Genomic DNA, 17,387 nt, shown 5'->3' with positions numbered 1-17,387 from the left:
CTTGGTCCGCCGGTCAGGCCGCTGTCGATTCCAGCGCCTCGGCGGTTGCCAGCCAGTGTTCCTCGGCTTTCTCGATCGCGGCGTCGAGATCCGCCTTTTTCTGAATCAGCTTCTGAAGCTCCGCCGTCGACCCGTCATAGGTCGAGGAATCGCCCAGCTTGGCGACGACCGTCTCGCGCTGCTGCACCAGCTTCTCCAGCGCTTTTTCGGCATCCTTCGCCTTCTTCCGCAACTCGGCGGACAGGCGCCGGCTCTCCGCATTCTGGCGGCGCTGGTCCTTCTTGTTGACCTTCTCGCCGTCCTTGTCGCGACCCTTCTCGCCCCGGCGATCGTCGCGAATGTGGTCGCGATAGGCGGCGAGATCGCCGTCGAAGCGGGACACGGTCCCGTCCGCAACCAGCCACAGGCGGTCCACCGTCAGCTCCATCAGCCGCCTGTCATGGCTGATCAGGATGACCGCGCCGGAGAAGTCGTTCATCGCCTGGACCAACGCGGTACGCGCATCGATGTCCAGGTGGTTCGTCGGCTCGTCGAGCACCAGCACATGCGGGTCGTCCGCCATCACCAGCGCCAGGGACAGCCGCGCCTTCTCGCCCCCGGACAGGGCGCCGACCCGCGTGGTCTGCTTGTCCTGGGTCAGACCGACCGAGCCCAGTCGGGCCCGCACCCGATCCACCGCATGGCCCTTCAGACGCCGCGTCAGATGCTCGACGGCGGTGTCGTTCGGATCCAGCTCATCGGCGTGATGCTGCGCCACATAACCGACCCGCAGTTTGGCGGCGCGGTGGATCTCGCCGCCCGAGACCTTGAGTTCGTCGGCGATCAGCCGGGCGAGCGTGGTCTTGCCGTTGCCGTTGGCGCCGAGCAATCCGATCCGGTCGTCTGGGTCCAGCCGCAGGTCCAGGTGGCGCAGGATCGGCTTGCCCGCCTCATAGGAGACCGAGGCCTTATCGATCGCGAGCAAGGGTGGAGCGAGTTCCTCCGGTTCGGGGAAGCGGAAACGGGTCTCCGGATCGCCAACGGCGGCCGGGATCACGTCCATCTTCTCCAGCATCTTGATGCGGCTCTGGGCCTGGCGGGCCTTCGATGCCTTGGCGCGGAACCGGTCAACGAAGGACTGCAGATGCTTCCGCTGCGCTTCCTGCTTGATGCGTTGGGACTCGATCTGGCCCAGCCGCTCTTCGCGCATACGCTCGAAATCGTCGTAGTTGCCGGTGTACTGGGTGAGAGTCAGCCTCTCGACGTTCAGGATTGTCGTCGGCACCGAGTTCAGTAGATCGCGGTCGTGGCTGACGATGATCAGGGTCTTGGGGTAGGCCTTCAGGTGCTGTTCCAGCCAGATTGTGGTTTCCAGATCCAGATGGTTGGTCGGCTCGTCGAGCAGCAGCAGTTCCGGCTCCTGGAACAGCACGCCGGCGAGCGCCACGCGCATCCGCCAGCCGCCGGAATATTCCGACAGCGGCCGCTTCTGCATGTCCTCGGTAAAGCCGAGACCGGCCAGGATCCGCGCCGCCCGGGCCGGGGCGGCATGGGCGTCGATATCGACCAGACGGGTCTGGATCTCGGCGATGCGGTGCGGATCGGTCGCGATCTCCGCCTCGTCGAGCAGGTCGGCGCGTTCCTTGTCGGCGGCCAGCACATGCTCGATCGGCGTCTCGGTGCCGCCCGGCGCCTCCTGGCGCACCCAGCCGATGGCGTTGTTCAGCGCGAACGGCCCGGTGAGGCTGACCGAGCCCAGGTCGGTCTGCAGTTCGCCGACGATCACCTTCAGCAGGGTCGATTTTCCCGTCCCGTTGCGCCCGACCAGCCCGACCCGGTGACCCGGCGGAATCGTGGCGGTCGCGTCTTCGAGCAGGATGCGTCCGGCGACGCGCACGGTGATGTTTCGGATCGACAGCATGGGCGGGGTGATAGCACCACGGAGGCGAGCCGGCCAAGCGGGAACCCGAGGTCCTTCACACCTTCCCTCTTCCGCCGGCCGGGCGTAGAGAGAATGGATGGTTTCCCCCGCCCTGCCGACGTCCGGCTCCTCCGCACCCGCCAAGGCGATCCTGATGATGATCGCCGCTGCCGGCATCCTCACCGTCAACGACGCCATCGCCAAATGGCTGACCGAACGCTATCCGGTCGGCCAGGTCCTGGCGATGCGCGGCGGTCTGGTGGTGATGATGGTCTATGGCTGGGCGATCGTCTCCGGTCGGGGTTCGGTCCTGCGGGTGAAGAGCTGGCCGCTGCACCTGACGCGGGGCGGGCTGATGGCGGTCTCCACCTTTCTGTTCGTGACGTCGCTGTGGCTGCTGCCGATCGCCGACGCCATCGCGATCTCCTTCGCCGGACCGATCTTCGCCACCGCGCTGGCCGCCCTGATCCTGGGGGAGCCGGTCGGCTGGCGGCGCTGGAGCGCGGTCGCGGTCGGGTTCGCCGGCGTAGTGGTGATGGTCCGCCCGACCCCGGAGATGTTCCGCATCGTCGCCCTGATCCCCATCGTCGCCGCCTTCGTCGGCGCGTTGCGCGACATCGCCACCCGCCAGCTCGGCACCGGCGGAGAGTCGACCCTGATGGTGCTGATCGTCTCCACCAGCATCGTCGCCTTCGCCGGGCTGCTGACCCTGCCCTTCGGCTGGGTCGTGCCGACGCTGCCCGAACTGGGGCTGTTCCTGATCACCTCGGTCCTGGTCGCCGTCGCGCAGGGACTCATGATCGAGAGCCTGCGGCTCGGCGAGGTCGGACTGGTCGGGCCGTTCAAGTACACCAGCCTGCTGTGGGCGCTGGTGCTGGGCCTGGTCGTGTGGGGCGACGTGCCGGGGACCTGGACACTGGCGGGCGCAGCCCTGGTTGTCGTCAGCGGGCTCTATATCTGGCATCGCGAAACCGTGGTCAGACGGCACGGCTAGACGTCTTCGAATCCGCTTGACGCCGAACGGCGATACTCGCATTTTTCGCGTCAGCGCCGATTTGCATCCTGCTTGCGGGCGCTTAACAAATGCGGCTAAACGGATCGACACATCCGCCCGGCCGCATCGGCTCTTGAGGGTGGATTTTTTTTCGCCACATGAACGGTATGGGCTTGGTCCTCCCCAAGGGACTCCCGGTGATTTGAGGGGCAGCTTGCTCCGGGTCAACAAAAGCTAAAGCGCTTCGGCACCGACCGGCCCCTCGACACGCAGACGATGGAGGCCAATGTGAGCCCGGACTTCGACATCACCCCCGCAACGACCGCCGCCGCGACGGACCCGACACTGGTCTTCGGCCCGCGGGTACGCACCTCGCCCTACTACGCCGCGACCCGGCGCTGGGGCGCATCCGCCTTCACGATCTACAATCACATGTACATGCCGGTCTCCTACCGGGGCGAGGCCGACTACTGGTCTCTGGTCCGCGACGTGACCGTCTGGGATGTCGCCGGCGAGCGCCAGGTGGAGATCTGGGGCCCGCAGGCCGCCGCCTTCGCCCAGCACCTGACGCCGCGCGATCTGTCGAAGATGACCGCCGGCCAGGCCAAGTACGTGCTGATCTGCGACCATGACGGCGGCGTGCTCAACGACCCGGTTCTGCTCAAGCTGAACGTCCAGCGGTTCTGGCTGTCGGTTGCCGACGGCGACCTGCTGCTGTGGGTCAAGGCGCTGGCCCGCGCCGGCGCCTGGGACGTGACGGTCGGCGAACCGGACGTCTCGCCGCTGCAGATCCAGGGGCCGAAATCCGGACTGCTGATGAAGCGTGTGTTCGGCGACTGGGTCGAGGAGCTGAAATACTTCCGCTTCGTGGAGACCGACCTGGACGGTGCCCCGGTCGTGGTCGCCCGCACCGGCTGGTCCGGCGAGTTCGGCTACGAGATCTTCCTGCGCGACGGCCGTTACGGCGACGCACTCTGGGAGCGGCTGTTCGAGCTTGGCGCCGACCTCGGCGTCGCGCCCTCCGGACCGAGCGCGATCCGCCGGATCGAGGCCGGGCTGCTGTCCTACGGCGCCGACATGACGGCGGAGAACAACCCATTCGAACTTGGGTTGGACCGGCTCGTGGATCTGGGTCTGGACGCCGATTACGTCGGAAAGGATGCGCTGCGCCGGATCGCCGGCGACGGCGTGACCCGTCGGCTGGTCGGCATCGAGATCCTGGGCGATCCGATCCCCGCCAATGTCGAGCGCTGGACCGCCCGTTTCGGCTCCGAAGGCAGGCCGGGCTCGGTGACCAGCGCGATCTACTCGCCGCGTCTGCACCGCAACATCGCCATGGGCTATGCGCCGGTCGGCGACCACGTCGCCGGCACCGGCGTCATCGTCGATACGCCGGACGGTCCGCGCGCGGCCACCGTCGTGGCGATGCCGTTCGTCGATCCCGCCAAGGCCCTGGCCCGCGGAGTCACGTCTCCCGCCTGAGGCACCCGGCGGGCTGCGGGGGTCGACATCGCGGCGGGGGGCGCTAGGCTGGAGCGCTCACCCGCAGCGAGATCCACAAGACCCGACGGGAAGCGATTGTGACCGATTACGACAAGATCCTGCGCAGCGACGGCCAGGTTTCCATGGACGGCAGCGCCAATGCCGCCACCTACGACGCCTGGGCCAGCGACTACGACCGCGAACTGGCCGAATGGGGCTATGAGGCCCCCGACCGTGCCGCCGAGTACCTCGCCAAGCACCTGGACGACAGTGCCGGCGCGCGGGTGCTCGATTGCGGGTGCGGCACCGGCATGACCGGCGTGGCACTGCGCGAGGCCGGCTTCGGCGGTCCGCTGATCGGCTTCGACATGTCCCAGGCGAGCCTGGACGTCGCCCGGGAGAAGCGCATCTACGCCGACCTGCAGCCGGTCGACCTGAACGGTCCGCTGCCGCTGGAGACGGACAGCGTCGACGGCATTCTCTGCGTCGGTGTGCTCACCTATGTGGAACAGACGCCGCTGCTGCGCGAATGGATGCGCGTGCTGCGACCGGGTGGCGTGGCGGTCTTCACCTGCCGCCAGGATTTCTGGGACACCCGCGATTTCGAGGGCAGCCTGAACGGCCTGGAGACAGAGGGCAGCCTGACGCGCCTGGAGGTCACGGGCCCGATGCCCTATATCCCGGGAAATCCGGATTTCGGGACCAAGATCCAGATCCGATACGGCATCGTCGGCGCAGTTTAGCTGGAGTTACTTTCCGGCAAAGCGCCGGAAAATGGCGCGCCCAGCAGGACTCGAACCTGCAACCGTCCGCTTAGAAGGCGGATGCTCTATCCAGTTGAGCTATGGGCGCCCTGGCGCCACACAAAGCGGCGGCTGGTGGACGTCAGTGGGTCCAGTTGCTGCGGCGGTTGAACGCGAAATTGTCGGCATAGGCCTTCGGCTTCAGAACCCGCTCACGCGGCTCCTGCACCGTGAAGGCGAAGCCGTGCTTGCGGGCGAAGGCGATCGCCTCGTCCTTGCTGTCGAACGGGATGCGGACCTGATTGGTCGTGTCGCCTGCCGACACCCAGCCCATCAGCGGCTCGGGAATGCGGCGGGACTCGGCCCGGTATTCCAGCATCCAGGCGTTGGTCTTGGCCCGTCCCGACTGCATGGCGGTCTTCGCCGGCTTGTAGATCCGCACCATCATCGCAAGGCCGCTCCTCACTCTGTCGCCGTCCAACCCTTTGGCCGGCAAGTATATCCGATGTCGTGGTCGGGGTGGACGGATTCGAACCGCCGGCCCTCTGCTCCCAAAGCAGATGCGCTACCAGGCTGCGCTACACCCCGTGCCCCGACATCCCTGGCAGATGGATATCCGCACAACCCCGGCATCGCAAGCCGAGAGTCGCCTCGCCTTTCCATCCCGACGCTGCCTCCGAACCTCGGATCGCCGGAAATCCGGGGCCTGCGGTCGGGTTCCGACAGTGCGGCCGCGCATGGCTTGCCCAGCCCGCGGCTGTCGGTCACCCTCTGCGCCGCACCCGGTATCCTCTGACGAGACACACATGGCCAACCGATCCCTGACATTCGACGCGACGCTCTACGCCTATCTGACCGAAATCGGCGGTCGCGAGCCCGAGATCGGCGCCCGGCTCCGCGCCGCCACCGCCGCGATGCCCAGCGCGGGCATGCAGATCTCCGCCGACCAGGGCAACGTCATGGCCTTCCTGGTGGAACTGCTGGGGGTGACGCGCGCGGTGGAGGTCGGAACCTTCACCGGCTACTCGGCGCTGCGCATGGCGCTGGCGCTGCCCGAGGGCGGCTCCCTAGTGTGCTGCGACGTCAGCGACGAGTTCACCCGGATCGGTCGTCCGTTCTGGGAAGAGGCCGGGGTCGCAGACCGCATCGATCTGCGCCTGGCGCCGGCCACCGAGACCCTGCAGGCGATGATCGACGGTGGCGAGGCCGGCACGGTCGACCTGATGTTTATCGACGCCGACAAGCCGAACTACGACGCCTATTACGAGATGGCCCTGGTGCTGGTGCGCAGCGGCGGGCTGATCCTGGTGGACAACGTGCTGTGGTCCGGCGCAGTGGTGGACGATGAGGACCAGAGCGACAGCACCCGGGTCATCCGCGCCCTGAACGCGAAGATCCGGGCGGACGAGCGGGTCTCCATGGCCATGCTGGGGATCGGCGACGGGCTGACCCTGGTGCGCAAGCGGGGGTGAGGTCGATCCTGTATTCTCTCAACCGACATCCCGAACGCCACCGAGCTTGATCCGGGGGCGGGTTGGGATGACAGGAGCCAGTCCATTCCGTCGAGCACTCTGCTACCGCATCGCCTCGGAGGTCACCAGCGCCCCCGGGGCCAGGCCCAACCGGTCGGCGGTACCGCCCGGAAGTTCCAGCACATAGCGCACCCGGCGGCGTGAGGAGATCACCGCTTCCGAATGCGGCACCGCGCGCTCGTGGATCTGCGTCACCCGGCCGTCGTCAGAGATGAACAGCATGTCGAGGGGGATCTCGGTGTTGCGCATCCACATGGCGATCCGCTCGCGCCGGGGGAACAGGAACAGCATGCCCCGATCCTCGGCCAACTCCTTGCGGAACATCAGGCCCCGCGCCCGCTCGTCCGGTGAGTCGGCGATCTCCACCTGGAACGGGTGCGCGACCCCCTCCTCGGTCGTGACTGTCAGCGGCACGAGCTCCGCCGCCCAGGCGGCGGCCGGGGCGAGCAACAGGAAGACGGCAAGAACTAGGTTTCTCATGGCGACAGCACGGCCTCGGCCAGACGGTGGATCTCGTCGCGGACGGGGCCGCGATTCGGCGGATCGGCGATCGTGGTGAACCAGTGCTCCGGCGGGTTGCGGCCGCGGCTGTGGTTCCATTCCAGGCCCCGCAGCACGTCCTCCGCGGCGCCAAAGGTCGGCACGTCCGGGTCGATTCCGTTCAGGGTCGCCCAGATCCCGGTCCAGGCCCGGGCCACCGACCAGGGATTATAGCCGCCGCCGCCGACCACCAATACCCGGGGCGCGCAATGCACCAGCCGTTCCACCGCCGCCCACAGGGCGCGGTTGGACAGGTCCAGCTTTGCCTGCGGGTCGTCGGCAAGGCCGTCGGCACCGGTCTGGATCACCAGCGCATCGGGGAAGAACCGCTCGACCAGGGGTGCGACGGCGGTCTCGACAAGCACCTCCAGCTCGCTGTCGTTGAAGCCCTGGGGGACCGGCAGATTGCGCGCGGTCCCGCCGGCCCGGTCGTCCACGGCGCCGGTGCGCGGCCAGCGCCCGGCCTCGTGCACCGAGACGGTCAGCACCCGGTCGTCGTGGTGGAAGGCGTCCTGCACCCCATCGCCGTGATGGGCATCCAGATCCACATAGGCGACCCGTTCCAACCCGTGGTCGAGCATGGCGAGGATGCCGAGCACCGGGTCGTTGAAGAAGCAGAACCCCCAGGCCATGGCGCGCCGCCCGTGATGGGTGCCGCCGGCGAGGGAATGGATCACCCCGCGCTCCACCCCAGCCAGCAGGGTTCCCGCGAGAATCGAGGCCCCCGACGATGTGGCCGGACGGCGGAAGATCTCGGCGAAGACCGGGTTGCCGTTGCGGCCGATATTGTAGCGGTCTCGGATCTCCTCCGAGACGTGCCGGGTGCGCTCCGCCTCGGCCACCGCGGCAATATAGTCGGGGTCGTGAAACCGGGTGAGCTGCTCGGGTCCGGCCTGCAGGCAGTCGAGATACTGCCCCTCGTCCAGCCAGCCCAGGGCCCGGGCCAGGTCGACCACCGGCGTTACCCGCTGAATAGAAAGTGGGTGGCGGCGGCCATAGACCGAATGGCGGTAGATCTCGTTGGCGATCAGGATCGGCCGGCGCGGAAAGGACGGCGGCGGCGGCTTCAGCACACCCGCGGTCCAGGCCGGGTCGCGCCGGGCGATCACCGACGGGTCGACGATCGGGCTTTGGTCTGAGGGGCTGGCCATGTCCATGTGCCGGACTCTGGAGCGCGCACAGCCGGTTGCCAAGTGGCGAGAGCCCAATCGATCAGATCGCGGATTGCCAAGTCCGCCCGCCCGGTCCATTCTCCGCCTCGCCACTTCGGGGGAGCCGCATCCAGCGGCTGAGAGGTCCGATCTTCGGACGACCCCAGGAACCTGATCCGGTTTGTACCGGCGTAGGGAGCAAGGAGGCTTGCATGCGCGCGAGCGCACCCGCCTATTCGTCAGACAGTCCCCTCGTGAAACGGTTGCGGCCGCTCGCCATCGCCGCCGGTCTGATCATGGCCTGGCAACTGGTCGTCTGGCTGAGCGGCGTGCCCGCCTTCATCCTGCCGGGGCCGGCCGAGGTCGCCGCGACCTGGGTGAAACGCGCGCCGACCATCCTGCATCATGCCGGCATCACCATGCTGGAGATCGTGCTGGGCCTGATGATCGGGGTGCTGGTCGGGCTCGCGACGGCGGTGATGCTGTCGGAATGGCGCCGCCTGCGGCCCTGGCTGCTCCCGATCCTGGTGATCAGCCAGGCGATCCCGGTCTTCGCGCTGGCGCCGATCCTGGTGCTGTGGCTCGGCTACGGCATGGCCAGCAAGGTCGCCATGGCCGCGCTCATCATCTTCTTTCCCGTCACTTCCGCCCTGTATGACGGGCTGCGCCGGGTCGATCCGCTGTGGCTGGAGGCCGCGCGGTCGCTGGGTTGCTCCGGGACGCGGCTGTTCCGCCGGGTGCGGCTGCCGGCCGCCCTGCCCGCCTTCGCGTCCGGCCTGCGGGTCGCGACCGCCGTCGCGCCGATCGGCGCGGTGGTCGGCGAGTGGGTCGGGTCGTCCGCGGGTCTCGGCTACCTGATGCTGCACGCCAATGCGCGGCTGCAGATCGACCTGATGTTCGCCGCCCTCCTCACCCTCGCCCTCATGGCGGTGGCGCTCTACGCCATCGTCGATGCCCTCCTGCGCCGCGCCGTGGCCTGGCAGCCCGGCGAGGCCGAGTCCTGACCAAACATGCCAATCGGAGAGAAACGCATGCGCTTCCTGCTCGCCCTGCTACTCGCGCTTACCCTCGCCACACCGGCGCGGGCGGCCGACAAGCTGACCGTCCTGCTAGACTGGTTCGTGAACCCGGATCACGCCCCGCTCTTCGTCGCCGAGGCCATCGGCGCCTTTGAGGCGGAGGGGCTCGAGGTGGAGATGATCGCCCCGGCCGATCCGAACGACCCGCCGAAGCTGGTCGCCGCCGGAAAGGCGGAGGTCGCCATCTCCTACCAGCCGCAACTCCATATCCAGGCGGATGTCGGCCTGCCTCTGGTGCGGTTCGGCACGCTGGTCGCCACGCCGCTGAACACGCTGGTGGTGCTGGAGGACGGCCCGATCAAGGAAATCGCCGACCTGAAAGGCCGCAAGATCGGCTTCTCCGTCGGCGGCTTCGAGCACGCGGTGCTGGGCGCGGTCCTCAAGAACGCCGGGCTGGGCAAGGACGACTACGAGCTGGTAAACGTGAACTTCTCGCTGTCCCCGGCCCTGATCTCCGGCCAGGTGGACGCGGTGATCGGCGCCTATCGGAATTTCGAGCTGAACCAGATGGATATCGTCGGCAGGCCCGGCCGTGCCTTCTATGTCGAAGAGCACGGCGTGCCGCCCTATGACGAGCTGATCTATCTGACCAACAAGAAGCTTGTGGGCGATCCGCGTCTGAAGCGCTTTCTCAACGCGATCGAGGTCGGCACCCAGTACCTGATCAACCATCCGGACGACTCGTGGCAGAAATTCATCGAGCTGAACCCGGATCTGGACGACGAGCTGAACCGTCGGGCCTGGCGGGACACCCTGCCCCGCTTCGCCCTGCGGCCCGCCGCCCTCGATATCGGCCGCTACGAACGTTTCGCGGCCTTCATGAAGGCGGCGGGGCTGATCGAGACCACCCCGCCGGTGGAGAGCTACGCCACCGCCCTGCGGTAGGCGCTGCCGGCGCTCGGCACGCGGCTCGCCTCGATATGGGCCGCGTAGAGATCGCGGGCGGCGCGGAAGATCGGCCCCGGCTGAAGGTCCCGCGCCTCCCAGCCGGTCACGGTCTGCACTTTGCCCATGTTACCGGTCGTGAAGATCTCGTCGGCTTCGTCGAGATCGGCCGGGGTCACGGTGCGCTGGACCACGTCGATACCGGCGCCCGCAAGCAGGGAAGCGACCCGGTTCTTGGTGATCCCGTCAAGGAACGTGCCGTTCGGCTTCGGCGTGATCGCCACCCCGTCCTTGGCGAGCCATAGATTCGCATGACTGAACTCGGCCACGTTGCCGTCGTGATCGCGGACCACGCCGAGGGAGAACCCTTTCGCCATCGCCTCGCGCCGGGCGCGCTGGGAGTTCGGATACAGACAGCCGGCCTTGGCGTCGGTCGGCGCCTGGTCGGGGGCGGGCCGGCGGATCGACGTCATCGTCGCCTTGCCGGCGTTCTCCGGCGGCATCGGCGCCTCGAAGATCGCCAGGGTGAAGCGGATATCGCCGGTCTCCGGCAGGATCGAGCCGCCGCTGCAGAACACCATCGGCCGAAGGTAGTAGTCCTTGTCGGCCGGCAGCAACTCCAGCCCCTCGATGCAGAGCCGGTGAACCTCTTCGGCCGTCAGCGGGCAGGTCATGCCGATCGCCGCGGCCGACCTGATCAGACGTGCGCAATGCCGGTCGAGATCGGGCGCGCAGCCGGCGATCGCCCTGGCACCGTCGAAAACCGTGTTGCCCGACCAGAACGCCAGATCGAGCGGCCCCGACACCAGCGGCTGTTCATTGCGCCATTCGTCGCCATACCAGAACACACCTTCCATAACGATCCTCCTGTGGGACATAAAATTATTATGTCAGGATTTCTGTCCTATTTTAGGTCAGTGTTCCATACCGATTTTCGCAAAAGGCTTTGCGCCAACGCGGTGTCAGGGTGACAACCGCCCGGGAAAACGGCGCAGGGCACACAGCGCCGCATTGCCTCGAACCGGCGCGCCCGTTAGGGTTTCGGCCCGCAGTTGAACCATAAGAAACCGAACCGGAGACGGCCCGATGGCGATCAAATCGATCCTCTGTCACATGGCGAACGACGACAGGCACAGGGATCGCCTGGAACTCGCCATCCAGTTGACAACCCGGTTCTCCGGACACCTCGACGTTCTCTACAACACGGCCCCCGTCGCCATGCCCGCCGGGGCCGCCGGCCGGGCCGCCTCGAATGTGTTTCTGGCCGAGCAGCGGGACATCGCCAAGAAGAAGGCCGAGGCGATCCGCCAGGAACTGGATGAGCGCTTCGCCAAGGTCGATGTCGGCCACGCCTATCATCAGACCGAGGGCGATCACGTCGAGAAGCTGGCCGAATACGCCCATCTGAGCGACCTGGTCATCGTCTCTCAGGCACCGCCGAAAGGCGTGACCAGCAACATCGCCCTGCACCATCCCGAGGAGATCGCGCTCGAGGCCGGGTGCGCCACCCTGGTCCTGCCCCATGAGGAGGAGTTCTGGGCACCCGGCCGCAGGGTCGGCAAGCGCGTCGCCGTCGGCTGGCGCAACTGCAAGGAGGCCAGCCGTGCGGTGCGCGAGGCCATGCCGTTCCTGCTCGAAGCCGAGGACGTGCATGTCTTCACCGAGGAGGAGGAAGCCCAGTCGCTCAAGGGCGTTGGGATCGGCCGGTACCTCTCGATGCACGGCGTGAAGGCGACCGTGCATACCGACATTCACGACGAGGGCAATATTGGGGAACAGCTCCTGACCCGCGCCGCGGCCTATGACTGCGATCTGCTCGTGATGGGCGCCTACAGCCGGGCGCGCTGGCGCGAGCTGCTGATGGGTGGGGTATCCGAATATGTGCTGCACCACCTGGACCGCCCGGTCCTGATGTCCCACTGATCGCACTGTCTCACCGACCGGGTCGGGGGCACCCCTCGACCGAACCGAGGAGGATCCACATGGACGGCGGCACGACCGGGGACGGCACGGCGCGTAAGGTCTCTTTCACCCAGATGAAGGATGGCACGCGCGAGGACTATCTGCTTCTGGCCGAGCACGAACATGCCTATCAGTCGGGAACGGCGGACCGGCTCCTGGCAGAGCTGCGCCGCCAGGGCGAGCAGACCCTGGAGGGCTACAAGATCAGCCGGCTGGAGCACGGTCTGCAGTCAGCCGCCCGGGCCGAGGCGGATGGGGCCGATATCGACTGGATCGTCGGCGCCCTGCTGCACGACATCGGCGACGCCCTCGCTCCGCAGAACCACGACCGCATGGCGGCGGAGGTGATCCGACCGTTCGTGCGCTGGGACGTGAGCTGGGTGGTCGAGCATCACGGGATCTTCCAGATGCTCTACTACGCCCATCACTACGGCTGGGACCGCGACGCCCGCGACCGGTTCCGGGACCACCCGTGCTTCCAGCTCTGTGCCGACTTCTGCGAGCGCTGGGACCAGGCCTCTTTCGACCCCACCTACCCGACCCCGCCGCTGGAGCATTTCGAGCCGATGGTCCGCGCCGTCTTTGCCCGCAAGGCGTACGATCCGGCCGTGATCCGTGAGGGGGAGACGACTTCCCTCACCGCCTGACGGGGTCTACCGCAGGACCTAAAAGGAAAGGCCGAGCTCCCCTCGAGGGCGCCCGGCCTTTTTTCATGCCGTCGTGTCGACGCCCCGTCAGGCGAAGAACACGAAGCTGATCAGGAGGAAGATCGGCATCAGGATCAAACCCGACCAGATCATATATCCGAAGAAGCTCGGCATCGCGATGCCACGCTCCTCGGCGATGGCCTTGACCATGAAGTTCGGTGCGTTGCCGATATAGGAGTTGGCGCCCATGAACACCGCACCGGCGGAGATCGCCAGCAGGGTGTTGGCCATCGGCCCCATCAGCTCCTGGGCGTCGCCGCCGGCGGTGTTGAAGAACACCAGGTAAGTCGGTGCGTTATCCAGGAAGGACGACAGAATGCCGGTCAGCCAGAAATAGGCCATATTCACCGGCTCTCCCGTCTCCGTCGACACCGCCGACACCACGTCGCGCAGGGAACCGTCGGTGCCCGCCTTCAGAATCGCGATCGCCGGAATGATGGTCAGGAAGATGCCGGCGAACAGCTTGGCCACCTCCAGGATCGGGAACCAGGTGAACCCGTTGGCCAGGCGACTCTCCAGGCTGGTGACCTTCCAGGAGATGAAGGCGATCGCCAGCAGCAGGACGTCGCGGACGATATTCTGGATATCCCACGGCACATGGTAGATCACGAGGCTGATGCCCGGCTTCCACACGCCGGACAGCAGGACCGCGCCGACCACGCCGGCGAGCAGCAGAATATTGAACTTGCCCTCCAGAGCGATTTTTTCGCCCGCCGTGCTCGGAACCGCCCGGACCTCCTCGCTCTCCTTGGCCCAGAAGTACTTGTCGATCCCGTAGAACAGCACCAACAGGATTACCGAGACCAGCGCCATCGGCGCCAGCATATGCGTGGTCGGCCAGAAGAACGACACGCCCTTCAGGAATCCAAGGAACAGCGGCGGATCCCCGAGCGGCGTCAGCGAGCCGCCGACATTGGCCACGAGGAAGATGAAGAACACGACGACGTGGACCTTGTGCTTGCGGTCCTCGTTGGCGTTCAGGATCGGCCGGATCAGCAGCATGGCCGCGCCGGTGGTTCCCATCCAGCTCGCGATCACCGTGCCGAGCAGCAGGATGCCGGTGTTCATCTCCGGCGTGCCGCGCAGGGTGCCCGTCACCCGGACGCCGCCGGCGACGGTGAACAGCGACAGCAGCAGAATGATGAAGGGGATGTACTCCAGCAGCCCGACATGGATGACCTCGTACAGGGCGAGGTCGAACCCGAAGATCAGCGCGAAGGGCACCAGGAAGGACAGTGCCCAGAGTGCCGAGATCTTGCCGAAGTGATGGTGCCAGAACTCACCGGCCACCAGCGGAAAGATGGCGATGGACAGCAGGATGCCGGCGAAGGGGATCACCCAGAGGAGATTGAGCTCGGCGCCGTTCAGATGCGGCGCCCCCTCGCCCGCCGCCATGGCCGACCCGGCGCTGAGCGCCATCAGGGCCATCGCCGCCGGCACGGATCTGAATAAATGGCGCGCCCCGTTCCGGCCAATCGCCCAACTTCCGCCAATCAACGTCTTCGGCATCCTCGTTCGTCCTCCCACGGCGTCTTCGCGACCGATACCCCGCCGATGCTCGGACACCGGCCTTTAAAAGCGCGCGAGTATGCCCGATGCCCCACGCCGCCGAAACCCCGGATGCGCCCGAACTGACACACCGCCGGGTCGGTGACAAGCCGCGCGCAATCATGATAGATCCCGTGTGATACGTGACTGCGACGACAGCCCGCCGACCGAGGAGATCGTCCCGATGGACATGACCGGCAAACAGATCATCCCCGCTCCCCGCCAGACGGTTTGGGAGGCGCTGAACGATCCGGACGTGCTGAAGGAATGCATTCCGGGCTGTGAGGAAATCGAGAAGACCGGTGAACATGGTTTCACCGCGAAGGTCTCCGCCAAGGTCGGCCCGGTGAAGGCGAAATTCGCCGGCGCGGTCGAGCTCCAGGATCTCAATCCGCCGGTCAGCTACACGATCGTCGGCGAAGGCAAGGGCGGCGCCGCCGGCTTCGCCAAGGGCGGGGCCAAGGTCAACCTCGAGGAAACCACCGAGGACGGCGCCCCCGCCACCATCCTGACCTATGAGGTCAATGCAAGCGTCGGCGGAAAACTCGCCGCGATCGGCAGCCGGCTGATCGATTCGACGGCGAAGAAATACGCCAACGACTTCTTCGAGAAATTCAAGGAAATCGCCTCGGAACGCGCACCCGGCGACGCTGCCGCCGCGCCGGCCGCCGAAACCCCGGCGTCCGACGCGAAGCCCGCCGGCGCCCAGACCGCGGCGGCCGCTCCCAAATCTGCCCCTGCCAAGAAGGAGGACCATGCCGTGACCGAAACCGCCGACCCGCGTAGCGAAGAGATGAAGCGCCTCGGGATTCCCGCCGAGAACGTCTACGACGGCCTGCATTGGGCCGCCGCCCTTTCCTGGGTGGCCCTGGCCGCCGCCACCGTGCTGCTTGTCGTCACAGCGAACGCCTGATCCGACACGATGAGGACCGGGCACCAAGACCCGGATCCGTTGCCGCCGAGCCCGAGGGGGAAACCATGAAGACACGCGCCGCCGTCGCTTTCGCCGCCGGCAAGCCGCTGGAGATCTGCGACGTCGACCTGGATGGCCCGAAGGAGGGCGAGGTCCTGGTCGAGGTCAAGGCCACCGGTATCTGCCATACCGACGCCTTCACCCTGTCGGGCGGCGACCCGGAAGGCATTTTCCCCTCGATCCTCGGCCATGAGGGGGCGGGCGTCGTCGTCGATGTCGGCCCCGGCGTGAAGACCCTGAAGAAGGGCGACCACGTGATCCCGCTCTACACCCCGGAATGCCGGGAGTGCGAGTACTGCCTGAATCCGAAGACCAACCTGTGCCAGAAGATCCGCGTCACCCAGGGCCAGGGCCTGATGCCGGACGGCAGCTCGCGGTTCTCGCTCGATGGCAAGCCGCTGTTCCACTACATGGGCTGCTCGACCTTCGCCAACCACACGGTGCTGCCGGAGATCGCGCTGGCGAAGGTCCGCCAGGACGCGCCGTTCGACAAGATCTGCTACATCGGCTGCGGCGTGACCACGGGTATCGGCGCCGTGGTGAACACCGCCAAGGTCGAGCCGGGCTCCAACGTCGTCGTCTTCGGTCTCGGCGGCATCGGCCTGAATGTGATCCAGGGCGCCAAGATGGTCGGTGCCAACATGATCGTGGGCGTGGACCTGAACCCGGCGCGCAAGGCGCTGGGCGAGCAGTTCGGCATGACCCACTTCGTCAATCCCAAGGAGATCGACGGCGATATCGTCGGCCACCTGGTGGAGCTGACCGGCGGCGGGGCCGATTACTCCTTCGAGTGCATCGGCAACGTCACCACCATGCGCCAGGCCCTGGAATGCGCCCATAAGGGCTGGGGCGAGAGCATCATCATCGGCGTCGCCGGCGCCGGCCAGGAGATCTCCACCCGCCCATTCCAACTGGTCACCGGCCGGTCCTGGCGCGGCACGGCCTTCGGCGGGGCCCGCGGCCGCACCGACGTGCCGAAGATCGTCGACTGGTACATGGACGGGAAGATTGATATCGACTCCCTCATCACCCACACCATGCCGCTCGACGAGATCAACGAGGGCTTCCACCTGATGCACGAGGGCAAGTCGATCCGCAGCGTCGTGGTGTACTGAGGGCTCTTCCTTCTGATCTCCACATTGATCGATGGCCGCCGGGAGCACTCCGGCGGCCATTTTCGTTTCGCCCCCTCCCCTTACCTCACTCCCCGGAATAAATCCGGGGAGTGTTTGAGAGGAGGAAGGTTGGTGGCACACCCCGACAAGCCGGCGCGACATAACGGGGCACCCGCATCGCGGCCTCGCCGCTTGACCTTGGGCGGGCGGGGAATGAGACTGCACCCAGAGAGGGGCGGCACCGTATACGGGAACGCCAAAACGCCCCCTGCCAACCAAACCAGTCGACTGCTTCACGAGGGAGTATAAGGGCATGCCCACGGTATCCATGACGGTGAACGGCAAGAAGGTCTCCGGCGAGGTCGAGGGCCGGACCCTGCTCGTTCAGTTCCTGCGCGAGAATCTCCGACTGACCGGCACCCATGTCGGCTGCGACACCAGCCAGTGCGGCGCCTGCGTCGTCCATGTGAACGGCGACAGCATGAAGTCCTGCACCCTTCTGGCCGTCCAGGCCGAGGGCGCCGAGGTCACCACCATCGAAGGCCTTGCCGACGGCGATACCCTGCACCCGATGCAGGAAGCCTTCCGCGACAACCACGGCCTGCAGTGCGGCTTCTGCACCCCGGGCATGGTGATGAGCGCGGTCGATCTGGTGAAGAAGAACCCGAAGGCCAGCGAGCACGAAATCCGCGAGTGGCTCGAAGGCAACATCTGCCGCTGCACCGGCTACCACAACATCGTGAAGTCGATCCAGCAGGCCCAGCAGACGATGTGAC

The 17,387-nt window shown here is 66.7% G+C and carries 17 protein-coding genes, 2 tRNA genes and 1 riboswitch; of the genes, 11 read left to right on the top strand and 8 right to left on the bottom strand.

Annotation, left to right across the window (positions count from 1 at the left end):
* Positions 1-13 precede the first annotated feature (13 nt).
* Positions 14-1,900: an ABC-F family ATP-binding cassette domain-containing protein gene (locus G578_RS0114025; protein WP_028794770.1), complete on the bottom strand. Its 1,887-nt coding sequence runs from the start codon at positions 1,898-1,900 to the stop codon at positions 14-16.
* 97 nt (positions 1,901-1,997) lie between these two features.
* Here G578_RS0114025 and G578_RS26370 point away from each other — a divergent pair, with 97 nt between their 5' ends.
* The 3 genes from G578_RS26370 (at position 1,998) to G578_RS0114010 (ending at position 5,119) form a co-directional block, all read left to right on the top strand.
* Positions 1,998-2,894, top strand: coding sequence for a DMT family transporter (locus G578_RS26370; protein WP_051244797.1), 897 nt, complete (start codon positions 1,998-2,000; stop codon positions 2,892-2,894).
* 288 nt (positions 2,895-3,182) lie between these two features.
* On the top strand, positions 3,183-4,376 hold the full coding sequence (locus tag G578_RS0114015; RefSeq protein WP_211228905.1) for a glycine cleavage T C-terminal barrel domain-containing protein: 1,194 nt from the start codon (positions 3,183-3,185) through the stop codon (positions 4,374-4,376).
* 98 nt (positions 4,377-4,474) lie between these two features.
* Entirely contained in the window at positions 4,475-5,119 is a 645-nt protein-coding gene (locus tag G578_RS0114010) for a class I SAM-dependent DNA methyltransferase (RefSeq protein ID WP_051244796.1), read from the top strand.
* Between the two features lie 32 nt (positions 5,120-5,151).
* Here G578_RS0114010 and G578_RS0114005 read toward each other — a convergent pair.
* From G578_RS0114005 to G578_RS0113995, 3 genes are all read right to left on the bottom strand, one after another.
* A tRNA-Arg gene (locus G578_RS0114005) sits at positions 5,152-5,228 on the bottom strand.
* A gap of 33 nt (positions 5,229-5,261) precedes the next feature.
* Positions 5,262-5,585, bottom strand: coding sequence for an ETC complex I subunit (locus G578_RS0114000; protein ID WP_425425911.1), 324 nt, complete (start codon positions 5,583-5,585; stop codon positions 5,262-5,264).
* Between the two features lie 45 nt (positions 5,586-5,630).
* Positions 5,631-5,707 (bottom strand) — tRNA-Pro (locus G578_RS0113995).
* 218 nt (positions 5,708-5,925) lie between these two features.
* On the opposite strand from G578_RS0113995, the gene G578_RS0113990 reads away from it, so the two are divergent.
* On the top strand, positions 5,926-6,591 hold the full coding sequence (locus tag G578_RS0113990) for a class I SAM-dependent methyltransferase (protein ID WP_028794766.1): 666 nt from the start codon (positions 5,926-5,928) through the stop codon (positions 6,589-6,591).
* Between the two features lie 102 nt (positions 6,592-6,693).
* On the opposite strand, the gene G578_RS0113985 is transcribed toward G578_RS0113990, so the two are convergent.
* Together G578_RS0113985 and G578_RS0113980 are read right to left on the bottom strand one after the other, a co-directional pair.
* Positions 6,694-7,131, bottom strand: a complete 438-nt coding sequence (locus G578_RS0113985) for a DUF192 domain-containing protein (RefSeq protein ID WP_028794765.1) — start codon at positions 7,129-7,131, stop codon at positions 6,694-6,696.
* Positions 7,128-8,342 (bottom strand): acetoin utilization protein AcuC, encoded by a 1,215-nt coding sequence (locus tag G578_RS0113980; RefSeq protein ID WP_211228904.1) that lies wholly within the window; start codon positions 8,340-8,342, stop codon positions 7,128-7,130. Before G578_RS0113980 ends, G578_RS0113985 begins: the two co-directional genes overlap by 4 nt.
* A 107-nt stretch (positions 8,343-8,449) precedes the next feature.
* Positions 8,450-8,558, top strand: a riboswitch (TPP riboswitch).
* Here G578_RS0113980 and G578_RS0113975 point away from each other — a divergent pair.
* Together G578_RS0113975 and G578_RS0113970 are read left to right on the top strand one after the other, a co-directional pair.
* Positions 8,555-9,346 carry an ABC transporter permease gene (locus G578_RS0113975; protein ID WP_051244795.1) on the top strand — a complete coding sequence of 264 codons (792 nt, stop codon included), beginning with the start codon at positions 8,555-8,557 and terminating at the stop codon, positions 9,344-9,346. It overlaps the preceding riboswitch by 4 nt.
* Positions 9,347-9,373: 27 nt before the next feature.
* On the top strand, positions 9,374-10,306 hold the full coding sequence (locus tag G578_RS0113970) for an ABC transporter substrate-binding protein (protein ID WP_028794762.1): 933 nt from the start codon (positions 9,374-9,376) through the stop codon (positions 10,304-10,306).
* On the opposite strand, the gene G578_RS0113965 is transcribed toward G578_RS0113970, so the two are convergent.
* The gene (locus tag G578_RS0113965) at positions 10,285-11,163 is read right to left on the bottom strand and encodes a branched-chain amino acid aminotransferase (RefSeq protein ID WP_028794761.1); all 879 of its coding nucleotides are present in this window, start codon (positions 11,161-11,163) and stop codon (positions 10,285-10,287) included. The genes G578_RS0113970 and G578_RS0113965 overlap by 22 nt on opposite strands.
* Before the next feature lie 229 nt (positions 11,164-11,392).
* On the opposite strand from G578_RS0113965, the gene G578_RS0113960 reads away from it, so the two are divergent.
* Both G578_RS0113960 and G578_RS0113955 read left to right on the top strand, forming a co-directional pair.
* Positions 11,393-12,229 carry a universal stress protein gene (locus G578_RS0113960; RefSeq protein WP_028794760.1) on the top strand — a complete coding sequence of 279 codons (837 nt, stop codon included), beginning with the start codon at positions 11,393-11,395 and terminating at the stop codon, positions 12,227-12,229.
* 59 nt (positions 12,230-12,288) lie between these two features.
* Entirely contained in the window at positions 12,289-12,915 is a 627-nt protein-coding gene (locus G578_RS0113955) for an HD domain-containing protein (protein ID WP_051244793.1), read from the top strand.
* An 87-nt stretch (positions 12,916-13,002) separates the two neighbouring features.
* Here the strand turns inward: G578_RS0113955 and G578_RS0113950 are convergent, their stop codons facing one another.
* Complete coding sequence (locus G578_RS0113950; RefSeq protein ID WP_245565612.1) at positions 13,003-14,394, bottom strand: sodium:proton antiporter; 1,392 nt, start codon at positions 14,392-14,394, stop codon at positions 13,003-13,005.
* A 265-nt stretch (positions 14,395-14,659) separates the two neighbouring features.
* On the opposite strand from G578_RS0113950, the gene G578_RS0113945 reads away from it, so the two are divergent.
* The 3 genes from G578_RS0113945 (at position 14,660) to G578_RS0113935 (ending at position 17,386) form a co-directional block, all read left to right on the top strand.
* The gene (locus tag G578_RS0113945; protein ID WP_342664898.1) at positions 14,660-15,436 is read left to right on the top strand and encodes an SRPBCC family protein; all 777 of its coding nucleotides are present in this window, start codon (positions 14,660-14,662) and stop codon (positions 15,434-15,436) included.
* A gap of 65 nt (positions 15,437-15,501) precedes the next feature.
* A complete protein-coding gene (locus tag G578_RS0113940) occupies positions 15,502-16,611 on the top strand; it encodes an S-(hydroxymethyl)glutathione dehydrogenase/class III alcohol dehydrogenase (RefSeq protein ID WP_028794756.1) in 1,110 nt (369 codons plus the stop codon).
* Positions 16,612-16,924: 313 nt separating this feature from the next.
* Positions 16,925-17,386 (top strand): (2Fe-2S)-binding protein, encoded by a 462-nt coding sequence (locus G578_RS0113935; protein WP_028794755.1) that lies wholly within the window; start codon positions 16,925-16,927, stop codon positions 17,384-17,386.
* Position 17,387: the final 1 nt, after the last annotated feature.

This window comes from Thalassobaculum salexigens DSM 19539 (assembly GCF_000423805.1).
Taxonomy (GTDB): Bacteria; Pseudomonadota; Alphaproteobacteria; order Thalassobaculales; family Thalassobaculaceae; genus Thalassobaculum; species Thalassobaculum litoreum.
This window is presented reverse-complemented; position numbering and strand designations above follow the sequence as displayed.